19 protein-coding genes are annotated in these 18,095 nt (G+C 64.2%); 12 read left to right on the forward strand and 7 right to left on the reverse strand.

Annotated elements, in window-relative coordinates; genetic code table 11:
* The 6 genes from B2V21_RS20620 to rlmM form a co-directional block, all read right to left on the reverse strand.
* Positions 1–1,057: acyl-CoA carboxylase subunit beta (locus B2V21_RS20620; protein WP_286917885.1), on the reverse strand; the 1,057-nt coding region annotated here is incomplete at its 3' end.
* A gap of 51 nt (positions 1,058–1,108) precedes the next feature.
* Positions 1,109–2,287, reverse strand: a complete 1,179-nt coding sequence (locus B2V21_RS20625; RefSeq protein WP_286917912.1) for an isovaleryl-CoA dehydrogenase — start codon at positions 2,285–2,287, stop codon at positions 1,109–1,111.
* 80 nt (positions 2,288–2,367) lie between these two features.
* Entirely contained in the window at positions 2,368–2,736 is a 369-nt protein-coding gene (locus B2V21_RS20630; RefSeq protein WP_056843100.1) for a MerR family transcriptional regulator, read from the reverse strand.
* 144 nt (positions 2,737–2,880) lie between these two features.
* Positions 2,881–3,486, reverse strand: coding sequence for a tRNA-(ms[2]io[6]A)-hydroxylase (locus B2V21_RS20635; protein WP_376787089.1), 606 nt, complete (start codon positions 3,484–3,486; stop codon positions 2,881–2,883).
* 87 nt (positions 3,487–3,573) lie between these two features.
* On the reverse strand, positions 3,574–3,819 hold the full coding sequence (gene tusA, locus B2V21_RS20640; protein ID WP_134721384.1) for a sulfurtransferase TusA: 246 nt from the start codon (positions 3,817–3,819) through the stop codon (positions 3,574–3,576).
* A 110-nt stretch (positions 3,820–3,929) separates the two neighbouring features.
* Positions 3,930–4,994, reverse strand: coding sequence for a 23S rRNA (cytidine(2498)-2'-O)-methyltransferase RlmM (gene rlmM / locus B2V21_RS20645; protein ID WP_286917886.1), 1,065 nt, complete (start codon positions 4,992–4,994; stop codon positions 3,930–3,932).
* Positions 4,995–5,132: 138 nt separating this feature from the next.
* Here rlmM and acnA point away from each other — a divergent pair, with 138 nt between their 5' ends.
* The 10 genes from acnA to B2V21_RS20695 all read left to right on the forward strand — a co-directional run bounded on the left by acnA (position 5,133) and on the right by B2V21_RS20695 (position 16,019).
* The gene (gene acnA / locus B2V21_RS20650; RefSeq protein WP_286917887.1) at positions 5,133–7,883 is read left to right on the forward strand and encodes an aconitate hydratase AcnA; all 2,751 of its coding nucleotides are present in this window, start codon (positions 5,133–5,135) and stop codon (positions 7,881–7,883) included.
* Positions 7,884–8,182: 299 nt separating this feature from the next.
* Positions 8,183–9,397, forward strand: coding sequence for a PepSY-associated TM helix domain-containing protein (locus B2V21_RS20655; protein WP_286917888.1), 1,215 nt, complete (start codon positions 8,183–8,185; stop codon positions 9,395–9,397).
* Positions 9,394–9,936, forward strand: coding sequence for a thiamine pyrophosphate-binding protein (locus B2V21_RS20660; protein ID WP_286917889.1), 543 nt, complete (start codon positions 9,394–9,396; stop codon positions 9,934–9,936). Before B2V21_RS20655 ends, B2V21_RS20660 begins: the two co-directional genes overlap by 4 nt.
* The gene (locus B2V21_RS20665; RefSeq protein ID WP_286917890.1) at positions 9,933–10,268 is read left to right on the forward strand and encodes a hypothetical protein; all 336 of its coding nucleotides are present in this window, start codon (positions 9,933–9,935) and stop codon (positions 10,266–10,268) included. Before B2V21_RS20660 ends, B2V21_RS20665 begins: the two co-directional genes overlap by 4 nt.
* Positions 10,265–10,828: a DUF6162 family protein gene (locus B2V21_RS20670; RefSeq protein WP_286917891.1), complete on the forward strand. Its 564-nt coding sequence runs from the start codon at positions 10,265–10,267 to the stop codon at positions 10,826–10,828. Before B2V21_RS20665 ends, B2V21_RS20670 begins: the two co-directional genes overlap by 4 nt.
* A gap of 26 nt (positions 10,829–10,854) precedes the next feature.
* Positions 10,855–11,784: a metal ABC transporter substrate-binding protein gene (locus B2V21_RS20675; RefSeq protein ID WP_049859092.1), complete on the forward strand. Its 930-nt coding sequence runs from the start codon at positions 10,855–10,857 to the stop codon at positions 11,782–11,784.
* Positions 11,781–12,530, forward strand: a complete 750-nt coding sequence (locus B2V21_RS20680) for a metal ABC transporter ATP-binding protein (protein ID WP_286917892.1) — start codon at positions 11,781–11,783, stop codon at positions 12,528–12,530. The genes B2V21_RS20675 and B2V21_RS20680 overlap by 4 nt, the downstream gene beginning before the upstream one ends.
* Positions 12,530–13,429: a metal ABC transporter permease gene (locus B2V21_RS20685; RefSeq protein WP_376787090.1), complete on the forward strand. Its 900-nt coding sequence runs from the start codon at positions 12,530–12,532 to the stop codon at positions 13,427–13,429. The genes B2V21_RS20680 and B2V21_RS20685 overlap by 1 nt, the downstream gene beginning before the upstream one ends.
* Positions 13,430–14,308 carry a metal ABC transporter substrate-binding protein gene (locus B2V21_RS20690; RefSeq protein ID WP_286917893.1) on the forward strand — a complete coding sequence of 293 codons (879 nt, stop codon included), beginning with the start codon at positions 13,430–13,432 and terminating at the stop codon, positions 14,306–14,308. It abuts the gene before it with no gap.
* Positions 14,309–14,453: 145 nt separating this feature from the next.
* Positions 14,454–16,019 carry a methyl-accepting chemotaxis protein gene (locus B2V21_RS20695; protein ID WP_056843111.1) on the forward strand — a complete coding sequence of 522 codons (1,566 nt, stop codon included), beginning with the start codon at positions 14,454–14,456 and terminating at the stop codon, positions 16,017–16,019.
* A 55-nt stretch (positions 16,020–16,074) separates the two neighbouring features.
* On the opposite strand, the gene B2V21_RS20700 is transcribed toward B2V21_RS20695, so the two are convergent.
* Complete coding sequence (locus B2V21_RS20700) at positions 16,075–16,731, reverse strand: alpha/beta family hydrolase (protein ID WP_090357287.1); 657 nt, start codon at positions 16,729–16,731, stop codon at positions 16,075–16,077.
* A 166-nt stretch (positions 16,732–16,897) separates the two neighbouring features.
* Here B2V21_RS20700 and B2V21_RS20705 point away from each other — a divergent pair, with 166 nt between their 5' ends.
* Both B2V21_RS20705 and yghX read left to right on the forward strand, forming a co-directional pair.
* Complete coding sequence (locus B2V21_RS20705; RefSeq protein WP_043188013.1) at positions 16,898–17,107, forward strand: DUF6434 domain-containing protein; 210 nt, start codon at positions 16,898–16,900, stop codon at positions 17,105–17,107.
* An 84-nt stretch (positions 17,108–17,191) separates the two neighbouring features.
* Positions 17,192–18,079, forward strand: coding sequence for a YghX family hydrolase (gene yghX, locus B2V21_RS20710; RefSeq protein ID WP_056843113.1), 888 nt, complete (start codon positions 17,192–17,194; stop codon positions 18,077–18,079).
* Positions 18,080–18,095 lie beyond the last annotated feature (16 nt).

The raw sequence follows: 18,095 nt of genomic DNA on the forward strand, positions 1-18,095 counted from the left end.
TGATGTTCTGCAGGAACACCAGGGGAATGCCGCGCTGGCAGGCCAGTTCGATGAAATGCGCGCCCTTCTGCGCAGCTTCGGCGAACAGCACGCCATTGTTCGCCAGAATCGCCACGGGGTAGCCGTGGATGTGGGCGAAACCACAGACCAGGGTCGGCCCGAACAGCGCCTTGAACTCGTCGAAGGCCGAGTCGTCGACGATGCGTGCGATGATCTCGTAGATCGGCAAGGGCTGCTTGGGGTCGGTGGGCACCAGGCCGTAGAGTTCATCCGCCGCGTGGCGTGGCGGCAAGGGTTCGACGCAGGCCAGCCACCCTTGCTTGCGCCAGTTCAGGCGGGCAACACAGCGACGGGCGATGGCCAGCGCATGCTGATCGTTTTCCGCGTAGTGATCGGCGACCCCCGACTGCCGGCAGTGCAAATCGGCGCCGCCCAGCGCCTGAGCGCTGACCACCTCCCCGGTGGCCGCCTTGACCAGGGGGGGACCTGCGAGAAAGATGGTTGCCTGATCGCGGACCATGATGGTCTCGTCGCTCATGGCCGGCACATAGGCGCCCCCGGCCGTGCACGAGCCCAAGACCACGGCGATCTGGGCGATGCNNCGCGGCAGGTTGGCGCCGCCGGAATCGACCAGGTACAGGCAGGGCAAGCGGTTGTGCTGGGCGATTTCCTGAGCGCGCAGGTGCTTCTTCACGGTCAGCGGGTAATAGCTGCCGCCTTTGACCGTGGCGTCGTTGGCGATGATCATGCATTCGACGCCGGCCACCCGGCCGATGCCGGTGATCAGTCCGGCGGCCGCGACCTGTTCGCCGTACACCTCGTGAGCGGCCAGCAGCCCGACTTCAAGGAACGCCGAGCCGGGATCGAGCAGCACATCGATGCGCTGGCGTGGCAGGAGTTTGCCGCGGGCGACATGGCGCGCCTGGGCGGCTTCGCCACCGCCCTGGTGGATCTGCGCTGCGCAACGCTGCAGCGTATCGAGTTGCTGGAGCATCGCCTCGCGGTTGGCGACGAAGTCGGCTGAACGTGTGTTGACCTGACTGTGGAGAATGGCCATGGGCATTTCCTGTGCGGGTACGGCACCGATGGAAGGGGCAACGAGAAAACGTCAGCGCGTCTGCTCGAACAGTTCACGACCGATCAGCATGCGGCGTATCTCGCTGGTGCCTGCACCGATCTCGTAGAGCTTGGCGTCGCGCCACAGGCGCCCGGCAGGAAACTCGTTGATGTAGCCGTTGCCGCCGAGGATCTGAATGGCCTCGCCGGCCAGCCAGGTGGCTTTTTCGGCGGCATACAGGATGACCCCGGCGCAGTCCTTGCGGACCTGACGGATCGGCGCCTGGCCCAGCCCATCCAGGTGTCGGCCGACTGCATAGAGGTAGGCGCGGCACGCCTGCTGGGTGGTGTACATGTCAGCGAGCTTGCCCTGAATGAGCTGGAATTCGCCGATGCTCTGGCCGAACTGCTGCCGGTCGTGAACATAGGGCAGCACCAGGTCCATGGCCGCCTGCATCAAGCCCAGCGGGCCGGCACTGAGCACGGCGCGCTCGTAGTCCAGACCACTCATGAGCACACCCACCCCCTGCCCCGGCTGGCCGAGCACGTTTTCCACCGGCACCTCGACGTCCTGAAACACCAGTTCACCGGTGTGCGAACCGCGCATGCCCAGCTTGTCGAGCTTCTGCGCGACGCTGAAGCCCGGCGCGCCTTTCTCCACGATGAACGCGGTGATGCCCTTGGCGCCGGCCGCCATGTCAGTCTTGGCGTAGACCACCAGCACGTCGCAGTCCGGGCCGTTGGTGATCCACATCTTGGTGCCGTTGAGCACGTAGCAGTCGCCCCTGAGGTCGGCACGCAGGCGCATGGAGACGACATCGGAACCGGCGTTCGGCTCGCTCATGGCGAGGGCGCCTATGTGCTCGCCACTGATCAGCCTGGGCAGGAAACGCGCCTTCTGCTCGGCGCTGCCGTTGCGGTTGATCTGGTTGACGCACAGATTGGAATGGGCCGCGTAGGACAGACCGATGGCGCCCGAGCCGCGGGAGATTTCCTCCATGGCAACCATGTGCGCCAAGTAGCCCATGCCCGTCCCGCCCCATTCTTCAGGCACGGTCAGGCCCAGCAAACCCATGTCGCCGAACTTGCGCCACAGGTCGGCTGGAAACTGGTCGCTGCGATCGGCTTCGGCGGCGCGCGGGGTGATCTCGCGCGCCACGAAGGCCGCCACCGAATCGCGCAGCATGTCGATGTCTTCGCCAAGGAAGAAATCCAGTCCCGGTACTGAAATCATGTTCGTCACTCGCTTTTTTTGTATTTATCAAGGAGATCAAGAAGGTCGAGAAGATCGCAGGGAATGCCTAGCCGCGATCAGGTTTGCAAGGCCACGCGGCAACGCTCCTCGGCGGTGTCGAGTTCCACCTGCATCTGTTCGATGTCGAGCATCTGCTGCTGCAGCTGCGCCCTGCGCTCGGCGATTTTCTCCAGGAACCGATCGAGCTGCTTGCGGTTGCCCGAGGGGTCGTACATGTCGATGAGCTCCTTGCATTCGGCCAGGGAGAACCCGATGCGCTTGCCCCGCAAGATCAACTTCATCGCCACCAGATCGCGCGCCGAGTAGACCCGTTCCTGCCCCCGACGGGTGGGCGCCACCATGCCCTGCTCCTCGTAGAAGCGCAGCGTTCTGGGTGTGACGTCCAGCAGTTGGGATATTTCGGAGATGCTATAGAGAGTGCTCACGTGGATCTGCTCCCGATGCTTTACGTTAACGTAAACGTCAAGATGCAGTGTGTCAACACGCGGACTGGCATGAAGCGTAGGTCATGTGTGTATTGAAGGAGGGATAGTCAGAAGCGGCGCAACGAATGCGCCGCACGGGCGCGGTCAGGCGAAGGCAGGAACGCCGCTGTGGAAACGGAATTCCGGATCGGGGCTTTCGATCAATTCGGCTTCGGCCACGCGGACCTTGTCGACGGTGCGGGCAATGTCGGCGGCATCGCCGTATTGATGGGCCAGTTTCAGATAGCCCTGGTAGTGCCGCGCCTCGCTCATCAGCAGGCCGTTGTAGAAGGTGCCCAGTTCTTCGTCCAGATGCGGAACCAGCGCCGCGAAGCGCTCGCAGCTGCGCGCCTCGATGAAGGCGCCGACCACCAGGGTGTCGACCAGCTTGACCGGCTCGTGATTGCGCACCTGCTTGCGCAGCGCAGAAGCATAGCGGCCTGCCGACAGCGGTTGCAGCTCGATCTTGCGGCGCTTCATCAGGCGCAGAACCTGCTCGTGATGGACCAGCTCTTCGCGCGCCAGGCGCGACATCATGTTGATCAGGTCAAGGTGGGTGCAGTACTTGGCGATCAGGCTCAGGGCCGTGGACGCTGCCTTGAATTCGCAGTTCTTGTGGTCGATCAGCAAGGTGTTCTGGTCGGCCAGCGCGGCCTGGACCCAGGCGTCGGGCGTGGGGCAGCCGAGAAAGGCATGAATTTCAGACAACATGGCCAGGCACCTGGAAAAAAGGGGGCGATTATACCCAGCTCGCCTGCAACTGGGTATGTGCGCCGCACACGCGCCGGGCTGGGGCAATCAGTCGCTTTTCTTGCGGATCCAATAGAGGTAGGTACCGCCCTCCTCCTCTTGCTGCACCAGCTCGTGGCCCAGGAAGACGCAGAACTTGGGAATGTCGCGGCGGGTCGAGGGGTCGGTGGCGATGACTTTGAGCAGGCCACCGGCAGGCAGGTCGCGCACGTGCTGGTGCAGCATCATCACCGGCTCCGGACAGCTCAGGCCAGTCGCATCCAGGGTACGGTCGGCAGACAGGGTTTGGGTCATGAAAAACTCCAGATCAAGCGGGAATTCAGGCAGACGGTCGAGACGGACAGTGTAGCGGCGCAGCGCAGGCCCGGCGCACAGTGCGACCCCAGGCCGCGGCACATCGGGGGTCAGCGTCGGACGCTGTCGAGTCGGCGCAGGTGGCAGGTGACTTCCTCGCGATCATGGTACAGCTGCTTGCAGCCGATCTGGACCTTGATGCCACGGGCCTTGAAGCCATCCTCGATACGGTCGAGCAACCGGCGCACTTCGGCATAGCGCTGCTTCATCGGCAACTTCAGATTGACCACCGCTTCGCGGCAGAGGTTCTCGCCCAGCCAGGTTTCCAGCAAGGCAGCGTTGCGCGCAGGCTTCTCGACGATGTCGCAGACCATCCAGTCCACGGTCTGCCTGGGCTTGTAGGTGAAGCCGTCGGCCATCAGATGAGTGACCAGGCCGGTGTCCATCAGGCTCTGCGCCATCGGACCGTTGTCGATGGCGGTGACCAGCATGCCGCGGCGGACCAGTTGATAGGTCCAGCCACCCGGCGCGGCGCCCAGGTCCACGCCGGTCATGTCGCCGTGCAGGCGCTCGTCCCACTGCTCGCGGGGAATGAAGTGGTGCCACGCCTCCTCCAGCTTCAGGGTCGAGCGGCTGGGTGCCTCGCGGGGGAACTTCAGCCGCGGGATGCCCATCGGCCACATGGCGAAGTTGCCCGCCTCGGCCACCCCGAGAAAGACTTCGCGGCCGCTCTTGAAGGTGAGCAGCAGGCGCGGCAGGCGGGGATCATCCACCAGACGACCAGCACCAAGCAGGGCCTTGCGCAGCGGGGCCTCGAATTTCTTGCAGAAGTTCGACAGCTCCTTGCCATCGTTGGTGTCGAGCACTTCCAGCCACAGGCTGCCGCAGACTGGATAGGACGACAGCTGTTCGAGCAGCACGCTGATGCGATCGGTCTCGGGCAACTGCACGAAGTCGCCACGCGCCCACTGCCGGGGAAATATCAAGTCACTAAACCGCAACTCGCTCATCAGCCGTGCCGGACCGGCCGGTTCGTGGCAGATGAATTCGGCGCAGGCGGTCTGCGGCTTGGCCTTGGCATAGCCGGCAACCCCCAGCCGTGCGGCGTGTTCAGCGATCTCCGAGCAGACCTCGCCTTCGAAGCCGGGGCGGCAATGCATAAACAACGTATTCATAAAGAGACTTTCACTGCCTGGGGCCGAAATCGGCGCATGATAAAGGAAATCGGAACCCCCGGCATGTACCGGAAGTCCCTCACTGAAAGAACCTGATTATTCAGCCCGTGCCGTGCGGGCCCGAAAAGGAGCTGACAGATGCCTTCCCTCGATAGCCTGAAAACCCTCAACACCCTGGACGTTGCCGGCACGTCCTATCACTACTTCAGCCTGCCCGAAGCCGCCAAGAGCCTGGGCGATCTGCAACGACTGCCGATGTCGCTCAAGGTGCTGCTGGAAAACCTGCTGCGCTGGGAAGACGGCAAGACCGTCACCGGTGATGACCTGCGCGCCCTCGCCGACTGGCTGCATGAACGCCGCTCCGATCGCGAGATCCAGTACCGCCCGGCGCGCGTACTGATGCAGGACTTCACCGGGGTACCGGCCGTGGTCGACCTGGCTGCCATGCGCGCCGCAGTGGCCAAGGCCGGTGGCGATCCACAGCGAATCAATCCGCTGTCGCCGGTGGATCTGGTGATCGACCACTCGGTGATGGTCGACCGTTATGCCAGCGAACAGGCGTTCGAGGAAAACGTCGACATCGAAATGCAGCGCAACGGTGAGCGCTATGCGTTCCTGCGCTGGGGCCAGAGCGCGTTCGACAACTTCAGCGTGGTGCCACCGGGTACCGGCATCTGCCACCAGGTCAACCTGGAGTACCTGGGCCGTACGGTCTGGACCAAGGAAGAGGACGGCCGCACCTACGCTTTCCCCGACACCCTGGTGGGGACCGACTCGCACACCACCATGATCAACGGCCTGGGCGTGCTGGGCTGGGGCGTCGGCGGCATCGAAGCCGAAGCGGCCATGCTCGGCCAGCCGGTGTCGATGCTGATCCCCGAAGTGATCGGCTTCAAACTCACTGGCAAGCTCAAGGAAGGCATCACCGCCACCGACCTGGTGCTGACCGTGACGCAGATGCTGCGCAAGAAAGGCGTGGTCGGCAAGTTCGTCGAATTCTACGGTGACGGCCTGGCCGATCTGCCCCTGGCCGACCGCGCGACCATTGCCAACATGGCGCCAGAGTACGGTGCGACCTGCGGCTTCTTCCCGGTGGACGACGTGACCCTGAGCTATCTGCGCCTGTCCGGTCGGCCGGAAGCGACGGTGCAGTTGGTCGAGGCCTACTGCAAGGCCCAGGGCATGTGGCGCCTGCCTGGTCAGGAGCCGGTGTTCAGCGATACCCTGGCGCTGGACATGGGCGAGGTCGAGGCCAGCCTGGCGGGCCCCAAGCGTCCCCAGGACCGCGTGGCACTGCCCAAGGTCAGCGCAGCGTTCAACGATTTCATCGGTCTGCAGCTCAAACCGACCAGCAAGGAAGAAGGCCGCCTGGAAAGCGAAGGTGGCGGTGGCGTGGCCGTGGGCAATGCCGACCAGACCGAAGGCACGCCCTACACCTGGCGTGGCCAGACGCACAATCTGCAACACGGGGCGGTGGTCATCGCCGCCATTACCTCGTGCACCAACACCTCCAATCCCAGTGTGATGATGGCTGCCGGGCTGGTGGCCAAGAAAGCGGTCGAAAAAGGCCTGACCACCAAACCCTGGGTCAAGACGTCGCTGGCTCCGGGCTCCAAGGTGGTGACCGACTACTACAAGGCAGCCGGCCTGACCCAATACCTGGACACCTTGGGCTTCGACTTGGTGGGTTACGGCTGCACCACCTGCATCGGCAACTCGGGGCCGCTGGACGAGCCCATCGAGCAGGCGATCCAGAGCGCCGATCTGACCGTCGCTTCGGTGCTCTCGGGCAACCGCAACTTCGAGGGCCGGGTGCATCCGCTGGTGAAGACCAACTGGCTGGCTTCGCCGCCACTGGTGGTGGCCTATGCCCTGGCCGGCAGTGTGCGCACCGACATCAGCAGCGAACCGCTGGGCACCGGCACCGATGGTCAGCCGGTCTACCTGCGCGACATCTGGCCGACTCAGCAGGAGATCGCCGACGCCGTAGCCAAGGTCGATACGGCCATGTTCCACAAGGAGTACGCCGAAGTCTTCGCTGGTGATGCACAGTGGCAGGCCATCGAGGTGTCACAAGAGCCCACCTATGTATGGCAGGCGGATTCGACCTACATCCAGCACCCGCCTTTCTTCGAGGACATTGCCGGTCCGGCCCCGGTCATCGCCGACGTGAAGGACGCCCGCATTCTGGCATTGCTGGGGGATTCGGTGACCACTGACCACATCTCCCCCGCCGGCAACATCAAGGCCGACAGTCCCGCTGGACGTTACCTGCGCGAAAAGGGCGTGGAACCGCGAGACTTCAACTCCTATGGCTCGCGCCGTGGCAACCATGAAGTGATGATGCGCGGCACGTTCGCCAACATCCGTATCCGCAACGAAATGCTCGGGGGAGAAGAAGGCGGCAATACCCTGTTCATTCCGACGGGCGAAAAACTGCCGATCTACGATGCAGCAATGCGCTACCAGGCAGCGGGAACACCGCTGGTGGTCATTGCCGGTCAGGAGTACGGGACCGGTTCCAGCCGCGACTGGGCGGCCAAGGGGACCAACCTGCTCGGCGTCAAGGCCGTGGTGGCCGAGAGCTTCGAGCGCATCCACCGCTCCAACCTGGTCGGCATGGGTGTGCTGCCGCTGCAATTCACCAACGGCCAGAGCCGCAAGAGCCTGGGGCTGACCGGGCAGGAGACGCTGGATATCGTTGGTTTGACGGGGGCGCATCTGCAGCCCCACATGCGTCTGGACCTGCTCATCCGTCGCGAAGGTGGCCAGGAAGAAACCGTGGAGCTGCTGTGCCGGATCGACACACTCAATGAGGTGGAGTATTTCCGCTCCGGTGGGATCCTGCATTATGTGCTGCGTCAGTTGATTGGTAATCCGGTGGTGTGATTGAGCCACGCCTGGTTTGTACGTGGTGAATCGGCGACACCGTGGATGACGCTGACGCGGCTTGCGCCGCTGCTACAGGGATCTGAAGTTTCTGTAGCAGCGGCGCAAGCCGCGTCCGGGTCCTTCTGCTTGATTGAAACATTCGGTTTCAAATAAACGCGCTCCATATTCATTTGGTTCTTGTTCTCATTCTTGTTTATCCAGTGCAATAGCGGCCTTCCAAATCGGTGGCCACCTGTTCGCTGGAACCACAGCCTGCCCGTCCGGCTGTCGGGATCGTGAATCGAGAACGTTTTCCCATGTCCAAGAAATCCCGCTCGAAAATCTGGTTTCTGGTGCACAGCTGGTTGGCCCTGCCGATCTGGTTCTTCGTGCTGATCGTTTGCGTCACCGGCACGCTGGCGGTGGTCAGCACCGAAATCATGTGGCTGATCAACCCGGAAATGCGCGCCAACAAGCCGTCCGATGACGCCCAGCCGTTGAACTACGACCAGTTGATGAGCGCCATCCAGCGCGATCACCCCGAACTGCGCGTCAGCAACCTCACCCATCCGGACGGCGACTACTTCGCGGTCAACGCCAGCGTGACCTACCCGGACGGCCGTTCACCCACGGTCTACGTGAACCCCTACACCGGCGCGCTGCAAGGCGTCAGTCCGGCATTCGATTTCCCGGCCTTCACCCGCGCCCTGCATGGCTGGTGGCTGGTGCCCTTCACCAACGGTTTCTCCTGGGGCTGGTACCTGGTGTCGTTCCTCGGGCTGCCGTTGCTGGTGTCTCTGATCACCGGGCTGGTGGTCTACAAGAAGTTCTGGAAGGGCTTCCTCAAGCCCACCCTGCGCCTGAACCAGGGCGCCCGGGTGTTCTGGGGCGATTTCCACCGCCTCAGTGGCATCTGGTCGATCTGGTTCATCGCCGTGATCGCAATCACCGGCGTTTGGTTCCTGATTCGCGCCATCCTCTACGACAACCAGATCAGCATCTCCAGCTATTCGCCGGTGACCTCGGTGATCGCACGGGCCGACGTACCGCTGGTGGCCAATGGCACCCCGGCACCGATGATTCCGGTCGAACAGGCGATTGCCGTGGTCAAGCAGCAGGTGCCCGACCTGGATGCCAGCTACGTGTCCCTGCCGCTCAATGCCTACAGCCCGATGGAAGTCGGTGGTCGCAGCTGGTACCCGCTGATGTTCCAGACCGCCAGCATCAACCCCTACACGGGGCAGTTGATCAGCTCGCACCTGCTGGGCGACCGCAACGCGCTGGAATTCGTCACCGAATCCATGCGCCCGCTGCACACCGGTGACTTCGGGGGCCTGTGGATCAAACTCATCTGGGCTTTCTTCGGCCTGCTGCTGAGCATGATGGTGCTCAGCGGCCTGATGATCTGGAGCAAGCGCACGGCCCTGGCGACCGCCCAGGCGTTCAAGCGCAGCAATCGCCAGGAAGCCTCGCAGATGCCCGTCGGCGACCTGCGTCCGATGGCCCATACCACCGCGGAGCGCAGCCTGTGAGCCGAGTCGTCACTGCCCCTTCGCTGTCGCCGCTGTCGCGTTTGTGGCGCAAGTGGCGCTTCCACATCAACGTGTTGCTGGTGCTGATTCCACTCGGCTTCATGCCGCACTACTTTGCCGAAAACGCCATGGATCGCGGTGACAGCGGGCTGGGCGAACGCACCGTCGGCGACATCGCCGTCGGGCCCTGGAGCCTGACCCTGGCCGAGCGCCGCATCGAAGGCCCGACCGCCGAAAGCGGTCAGGACATCAAGTACTTCACCGCTGCCCTGTGCAAGTCCTGCATCGATCAGGTCAAGGCCACCTACCTGCGCATCGGCAAGCCGCGCAGCCTGAGGGCTGCGGGGGTGATCTTCTTCGGCAGCGGCTACCGCATGTTCGCCGGCCTGCCGGTGCCGAGCAAAACCGAGACCGATGCACAGCTGTGGATCACCATGGAAGGCTGGGACGGCTCCATGCATCAGACCTCCATTCCCTTGAGCCAGGCGTCGCCCGCAACAGTGGCCTGGCTGAAGAACCGCCAAGGAATCCAACCATGATCTGTGTTTCATTCCCCCGCTGGCCTGCCTTCACGCTCGGGCTGCTCGCCGCCGCTTGCAGCGGTGTTGCCCTGGCTCACAATCCCATGTGCGAATGCAAGCAGATCGACGACCAGCAGATTCGCTGCACAGGGGGGTTCTCCGATGGCAGCGGCGCTCCGGGGGTGACCCTGGACGTGGTCGGCTATGACGAAAGCATTCTGGTGCCCGGCAAGCTGGGCAGCGATTCGACAGTGACCTTCAAGCGTCCCGATGCCGAATTCTATGTGCTGTTCGATGCCGGTCCCGGCCATGTCGTGGAAATCGACCAAGCCGACATCCAAGCACCATGAGTACGCCGGTCACCCAGATCGTCCGCCCTGCCGGGGCGGGTCATGAAACCCTCTACGTCGGCCTGCTCTGCCTGTTCATCCTGCTGGCCGCGGCCGGGGTGGTGGCCTGGCACGGTGTCAGCCACGAGCCCGTGGCGGTGCCGGCCCATCAGCTCGACGCACGGCGCGACCTGACGCCTGCCGAACAGGGCATCTACGCCGACTTGCGGGTGACCCTGGACGAAGTGCGGCTGCTCGCCGAGGAACAGCCCGAACCGGTGACGCCTGCGCAGTTGGCCAGCGAAGGCTTCGCACCCTTCGCCCAGGACGCCAGCTCGGTCAGCCGGGGTAGTCATGCGTGGGAAATGGTTGAGAGCTCCTATGTGGGCCTGAGCCAGGCGCCCGCGGTGGCCGGTTCGTTCCTGCTGCGGGTGAACGGGCCCGACGCGGATGTCTGGATCAATCGTGCTTCTTCGGCCAGCACACCTTCGCAGATGGATGACAAGACGCTCGCCGCCGCCGGCTGGCAACAGGTGATCGCCCAGTTCGACACCGGTGTCACCCGCCAGCACCGCCATTGAATACGCCCTCTTCCCCAGGATTTTCCATGCCCCGATCTATCGCCCGCCGTCCGTTGCTGCGACTCCTGTCCGTCGCAGTCCTGGGCACCCTGCTCAACAGCACCGCCTGGGCCGCCGACGGCAAACCGCTGCGCATCGGCATCACCCTGCACCCCTACTACAGTTATGTGGCGAACATCGTCGGCGACAAGGCCGAGGTGGTGCCGTTGATCCCGGCCGGGTTCAACCCCCATGCGTACGAGCCACGGGCCGAGGACATCAAGCGCATCGGCAGCCTGGACGTGGTGGTGCTCAATGGCGTCGGCCATGACGACTTCGCCGACCGCATGATAGAAGCCAGCGAAAAGCCTGACATCGCCGTCATCGAGGCCAATGCCGACGTGCCACTGCTGGCCGCCACCGGGACCATGGCCCGCGGCGCCGGCAAGGTGGTCAACCCGCACACCTTTTTGTCCATCAGCGCGTCCATTGCTCAGGTCAACAACATTGCCCGCGAACTGGGCAAGCTCGATCCGGACAACGCCAGGTTCTATACCGCCAATGCACGTGCCTACGGCAAGCGCCTGCGCACGCTGCGTGCCGATGCCCTGGCCAAGCTGACTCAGGCACCCAACGCCGAGCTGCGGGTCGCCACGGTGCACGCGGCCTATGACTACCTGTTGCGCGAGTTCGGTCTGGAAGTCACTGCCGTGGTCGAGCCGGCCCATGGCATCGAACCCAGCCCCAGCCAGTTGAAGAAGACCATCGACCAGTTGCGGGCACTGGACGTCAAGGTGATCTTCTCGGAAATGGATTTCCCTTCGACCTACGTCGAAACCATCCAGCGCGAATCGGGCGTCAAGATGTACCCGCTCTCGCACATTTCCTATGGCCAATACAGCGCCGACAAGTACGAGAAGGAAATGGGCGGCAACCTCGACACCGTGGTACGGGCGATTCAGGAGGCCGGCGCATGACCGCAGCCGAACCCCTCACCCTGGCTCGCTGCGGGCCTGCCATCGACTTCGATCAGGTCGGCCTGGTGCTGGGCCGCACGCAGATTCTCGACGATGTCAGCTTCCGCGTGGCCAGCGGCAGCGTGCATGCGCTGGTCGGGCCCAACGGCGGTGGCAAGAGCTCGCTGATCAAGACCCTGCTGGGGCAGATGCCCCACCGCGGGCAACTGAGTCTGCAATGGCCGGGCAGTCCCGGTGTGATCGGCTACGTGCCGCAGGCGCTGGAATTCGACCGTGGCCTGCCGATGACTGTCGACGACTTCATGGCCGCCATGTGCCAGCGTCGGCCGGCGTTTCTCGGCCTCTCCCGGCACTATGCCGGCGCCATTGGCGAAGCGCTCGAACGCGTGGGCATGCAGGACAAGCGCAAACGTCGCATGGGCGCGCTGTCGGGCGGTGAACGCCAACGCGTGCTGCTGGCGCAAGGCCTGATCCCGGCGCCGCAGTTGCTGATTCTCGACGAACCCATGTCTGCCCTCGACGAGGCTGGTATCCAGGTGTTCGAACGGTTGCTGCTGGACTGGCAGCAGGCCGGCATCACGGTGATGTGGATCGAGCACGACCTGGAAGCGGTCAAGCGCCTGGCCGACCGGGTCACCGGGCTCAACCGCCGCGTGCTGTTCGACGCCACGCCTGCCGAGGCACTCACGCCGGACCGACTGCTGACGCTGTTCTCCACCCATCCCCGCGCCGGAGGCCTCGCCTGATGGACTACGAACAGTTTCGTCTGGCCATCCAGGGCCTGGCCTCGGACGGTTACCTGCCCGCTGCGCTGGCCTACGGGTTCGTGGTCAACGCCTTGATCGCCGGCCTGCTGATCGGTCCGGTCCTGGGCGGCCTAGGCACCCTGGTGGTGGTCAAGCGCTTCTCGTTCTTCTCCGAAGCGGTAGGCCATGCCGCACTGACGGGCGTGGCCATCGGCATCCTGCTCGGCGAACCCTACACCGGCCCTTACGGCAGCCTGTTCGGCTACTGCCTGTTGTTCGGCATCGTGCTCAACTACCTGCGCAACCGCACCGGCCTGGCGCCGGATACCCTGATCGGTGTATTCCTGTCGGTATCCCTGGCCCTGGGCGCCAGCCTGCTGCTGACCCTGGCCGGCAAGATCAACGTGCACATTCTCGAAAACGTGCTGTTCGGTTCGGTCCTGACGGTGAACGGCAACGACCTGCTGGTACTGGCCGTGGTCGGCGCGCTGGTGCTGAGCCTGAGCCTGCCGCTGTACAACCGCATCATGCTGGCCAGCTTCAACCCGCAACTGGCCGCCGTACGCGGCGTGGCGGTAAAAGCGCTGGATTACCTGTTCGTGATTCTGGTGACGCTGATCACCGTGGCGGCGGTCAAGGTCATCGGCGCGATCCTGGTCGGTGCGCTGCTGGTGATACCGGCAGCGGCGGCGCGGCTCTTGAGCCAGTCGCTGAAGGGGTTCTTCTGGATCTCGGTGATCATCGCCACGCTGAGCACGCTGTGCGGGATCCTGCTGCCGATCCTCTTCGATCTACCGGTACCCTCCGGTGCCGCCATCATTCTGGTCGCAGGCGTGGCCTTCGCCCTCGCCGCCATCGCCCGCGGCACCTTGCCCAGCCTCAGAGGGAACATTGGATAAATGCCTATTCTGCGCAAACTGACAACGGCCCTGACCCTGTGTGCGGTGCTCGCCCCCGCCGCCTTCGCCGCCGAGCCGGTGAAAGTCCTCGCCAGCCTGCCGATCACCTACGGCCTGGGCCAGTTGCTGCTCAAGGACAGCGGCGTGCAGCTGCAGCGTGCAGCCGCGGCCAACCTGCCCGGCTCCCGGCAGAATGCCTATTTCACCGGCCGCGGTGCAGAAGCCCTGGCCGGCCTGGCCAGCTCCGCCGATGCGGTGATCGGACTGCGCTCGCTGTGGTCCGATGATTCGCTGTATCCGCTGGCACGCCGCAGTAACATTCGCATCGTCGAGATCGACGCGGCGCGCCCGGTGGACGGGGTACTGCCCGGTATCGCCGTCCAGCCCGGCGTCAGTGGCCTGAACAGCCAGCCCTGGCTGTCGAGCAACAACATGGGGCGCATGGCCGATGTCATGGCCGCCGATCTGGTGCGTCTGGCGCCCGCCGCCAAGCCGCGGATCGATGCCAATCTGGCTGCGCTCAAGCAGCAGTTGCTCAAGCTCAGCGCCGACAGCGAAACCCGCCTGGCCAAGGTCGACAATGTCAGCGTGATCAGCCTCAGCGACCGCTTCGCCTACCTGACCGCCGGCCTCAACCTGGACACGGTCGCCACCCAGGCGCTCACCGACGAGCAATGGGATGCCGCGCAACTGGAGAACCTGAGCACGACGCTCAAGGACAACGACGTCGCCCTGGTCATCGACCATCGGCAACCCCCCGAAGCGGTCAAGGCGGCCATCACCGCCGCAGGCGGCAAACTGCTGGTACTGGCCGAGGAAAGCGATGACCCGATCGCCGACCTGCAGGCGCACATGAACGCCGTCATCCAGGCCCTCTGACCACTTCCTGGTCCAAGGCGATGCGCACGCTTCGCCCTTGGCCTGACGGCGCACGCATCCCGCCTCGCTCCTGGGGAAATTCGATTCAACCTTTTCCCGATTTGGCCGAGAACCTGTCAAAGCCCCACGGAATGAATGGACACTCATGCGTAACAATCAGCCTATCACTCAGCGCGAACGGACTTTCCCTGCTCAACAGCGCCTGATTTCTACGACCGACACCCAAGGAATGATCACCTACTGCAACGACGCGTTCGTGGAGATCAGCGGGTTCACCCGAGACCAGCTGATTCGCGCGCCGCACAACACCGTGCGCCATCCGGACGTTCCGCCGGCGGTGTTCGAGCACATGTGGGCGACCCTGCGCCAGGGTCTGCCGTGGATGGGTATCGTCAAGAACCGCTGCGAGAACGGCGACTACTACTGGGTCAATGCCTACGTCACCCCGGTGCTGGAAAACAAGCAGGTGGTGGGGTACGAATCGGTTCGGGTCAAACCGACCGCCGAGCAGGTGCGCCGGGCTCAGGCGCTCTATGAACGGTTGAACAAAGGCAAATCCGCAGTACCCGGCCGCGATCGCTGGATGCCGGTGGTACAGGATTGGCTGCCGTTCATTCTGGTCAGCCAGATCAGCTTCATGATCGGCGCCTGGCTCAATACGTCGTGGGGCTTCGCCCTGGCGGCCGGCCTGTCGATTCCTTTGGGCCTGATCGGCCTGAGCTGGCAGCAGCGCGGCATCAAGCGCCTGCTCAAGCTGGCGGATCAGACCACGTCCGACCCGCTCATCGCGCAGATGTACACCGACAGCCGCGGCGCCCAGGCGCGTCTGGAAATGGCCATCCTCAGTCAGGAGGCGCGCCTCAAGACCTGCCTGACCCGTCTGCAGGACACCGCCGAGCACCTGACCGGCCAGGCCCGGCAGTCGGACGCCCTGGCTCACCAGAGCTCCCAAGGCCTGGACCGTCAGCGCCTGGAAACCGAACAGGTCGCCGCGGCGGTGAACCAGATGGCGGCCACCACCCAGGAGGTGGCCAGCCATGTACAGCGCACCGCCGACGCCACTCAGGAAGCCAATCGCCTGACCAGTCGCGGCCGCGACATCGCCGGCGAAACCCGCGAGGCGATCCAGCGATTGTCGGTGGTGGTGGGCGAAACGGGGCAGACCGTGACGCAGCTGGCCAAGGACAGCGACGAGATCGGCGGCGTGGTGGATGTGATCAAGGGCATCGCCGACCAGACCAACTTGTTGGCGCTCAACGCGGCCATCGAAGCGGCGCGGGCTGGCGAAATGGGTCGCGGCTTTGCCGTGGTCGCCGATGAAGTCCGCCAGCTGGCACAACGCACCAGCGAATCGACCGGACAGATCCACGGGCTGATTGCCAAGCTGCAGCAGACCGCCAACAACGCCGTGCAGACCATGGATGCCGGTCACCGCCAGGCCGAAGATGGCGTGGCCCGGGTGCTGGAGGCCGACCGCGCGTTGATCGGCATCAGCGAGGCGGTGGCCAACATCACCGACATGACCACCCAGATCGCCGCAGCCACCGAAGAGCAAAGCGCGGTGGCCGAAGAGATCAGCCGCAACATCACCACCATCTCGCACCTGGCCGACGAAACCAGCGAGCAGGCCCAGAACTCGGCCTTGCTCAGCGAAGAGCTGACCAAGACCGCCAACAGCCAGTACTCGCTGGTGGAGCGCTTCAACCGCTGATCGGCCTCTGGATGCGCGGCGCCGCCTCCACGGCGGCCCGCGTCCAGCCTGCAGATCAGGACAGAAAAGCCACGATCCGGTCGGCAGCGGTCTGCAGATGCTGGTCGTGGCTGAACCCCGAGGCCTTCAACGGCTTCAGATCGTGGTCGGCCGCGCTCAGCCAGTACATTTCGATCTCTTCCGACAGTTCATAGCCCGCCACCGTCTCGCAGTTGCCCAGTGCATCGCGTTCGCCCTGAATGATCAGGGTCGGCGTGCGCAGCTTGGCCAAGTGCTCGACGCGCGGTTTCTCCGGTTTGCCCGCCGGGTAGAACGGATACCCCAGGCACACCAGCGCATCGGCGCCCAATTCGTCGGCCAGCAGGCTGGCCATGCGTCCGCCCATGGACTTGCCGCCCACCGCCAGGGTTCCGGTCACCAGGGGACGCACCAGGGCGTAGGCCTGTCGCCAGCTCTCCAGCAAGCTCGCCTGCGGGCTGGGCGGACGTTTGCTGCCGCCACTGCGGCGCTGGGCCATGTAGGGAAACTCGAAGCGCACCACACTGACACCGGTGGCCGCCAGACGCTCGGCCATGGCGTTCATGAACGGGCTGTCCATGGGCGCTCCGGCACCGTGCGCCAGGATCAGGCAAGGCGCCTGGGCGCCGGTCTGGGCGGGATTCCACAGCCAGCCGTTGTCTTGCATGCGTTGGGTCCACTGGTCTTCGCTCATGATCTTTCCGTCGACGTTTGGCACTATTGGCGATTTACGGACTCTGAGGCAAAACGCGGCGCAGGAACAGTGCCCGATGCAGGATGGCGCTACACTGAGCCGTCATGTGCAGTGCCATGATCCAGGCACGCCTCTCCCCAACTCTTTTCGCCAAGGATAGCGATTCATGAACTTCGACTGGCACAGCGCGCCCATCACTCGTTACACCCCGTTGGACCGAGGCTATCGCAACACGCAGAACGTGCGGCGCTTCCTCACCGAGGCCTGCGGCCCCAGCTTTCATTTCGACCGCGCTTTCATGGCCTGGCTCAAGAGTGGCGAGGCCAAGACCATGGGCCAGGTTGCAGATCACTGGAAGCTGATGCATCGGCGCTGACGCATGAAGCGGTGGCCGGGTGGCAAAACGCTGCTTTAATGAGTGCAACCCTTACCGTCCAGTGTCCTGCGACAGGAGTACCCGATGGATCGCCTCAGTGCCAAAGACTTCTCCCCCGAGCTGCTCGAGCTGTACGACTTCTACGCTCACGGCAAGATCAACCGCCGCGAGTTTCTCGACCGCGCCGCGTTGTTCACTTTCGGTGGGCTGACCGCGGGCGCATTGCTGGCCAGCCTGAGCCCTAATTACGCGCTGGCCCAGCAGGTGGAATTCACCGACCCGCAGATCATTGCCGAGTACGTCACCTACCCGTCGCCGAACGGTCACGGCCAGGTGCGTGGCTATCTGGTGCGGCCGGCCCAGGCGACCGGCAAGGTCCCCGGCGTGGTGGTGGTGCACGAAAACCGTGGCCTGAACCCCTATATCGAAGACGTCGCGCGACGGGTCGCCAAGGCTGGCTACATGGCGCTGGCGCCCGACGGGCTGAGCTCGGTCGGCGGCTACCCCGGCAACGACGACAAGGGCCGAGCCTTGCAGGAGAAAGTCGACCCGACCAAGTTGATGAACGACTTCTTCGCCGCAATTCCATGGCTGATGCAGCATGAGGGCAGCACCGGCAAGGTCGGCATGACCGGCTTCTGCTATGGCGGTGGCGTCTCCAATGCCGCGGCGGTGGCCTATCCGGAGCTGGCCTGCGCGGTGCCCTTCTATGGTCGCCAGGCCGATGCCAAGGATGTGCCGAAGATCAAGGCACCCCTGCTCCTGCATTTCGGCGAGCTGGACACACGCATCAACGAGGGCTGGCCGGCCTACGAAGCGGCGCTCAAGGCCGCCGGCAAGACCTACGAGGCCTACATCTACCCCGGCGCCAACCATGGCTTTCACAACGATTCCACCCCTCGCTACGACAAGGCCGCAGCCGACCTGGCCTGGGAGCGTACTCTGGGCTGGTTCGAAAAGTACCTGAGCTGACGTAGAATGCCGGCCC

It is taken from the genome of Pseudomonas sp. UBA6276, from assembly GCF_002438365.1.
Classification (GTDB): domain Bacteria; phylum Pseudomonadota; class Gammaproteobacteria; order Pseudomonadales; family Pseudomonadaceae; genus Aquipseudomonas; species Aquipseudomonas coleopterorum.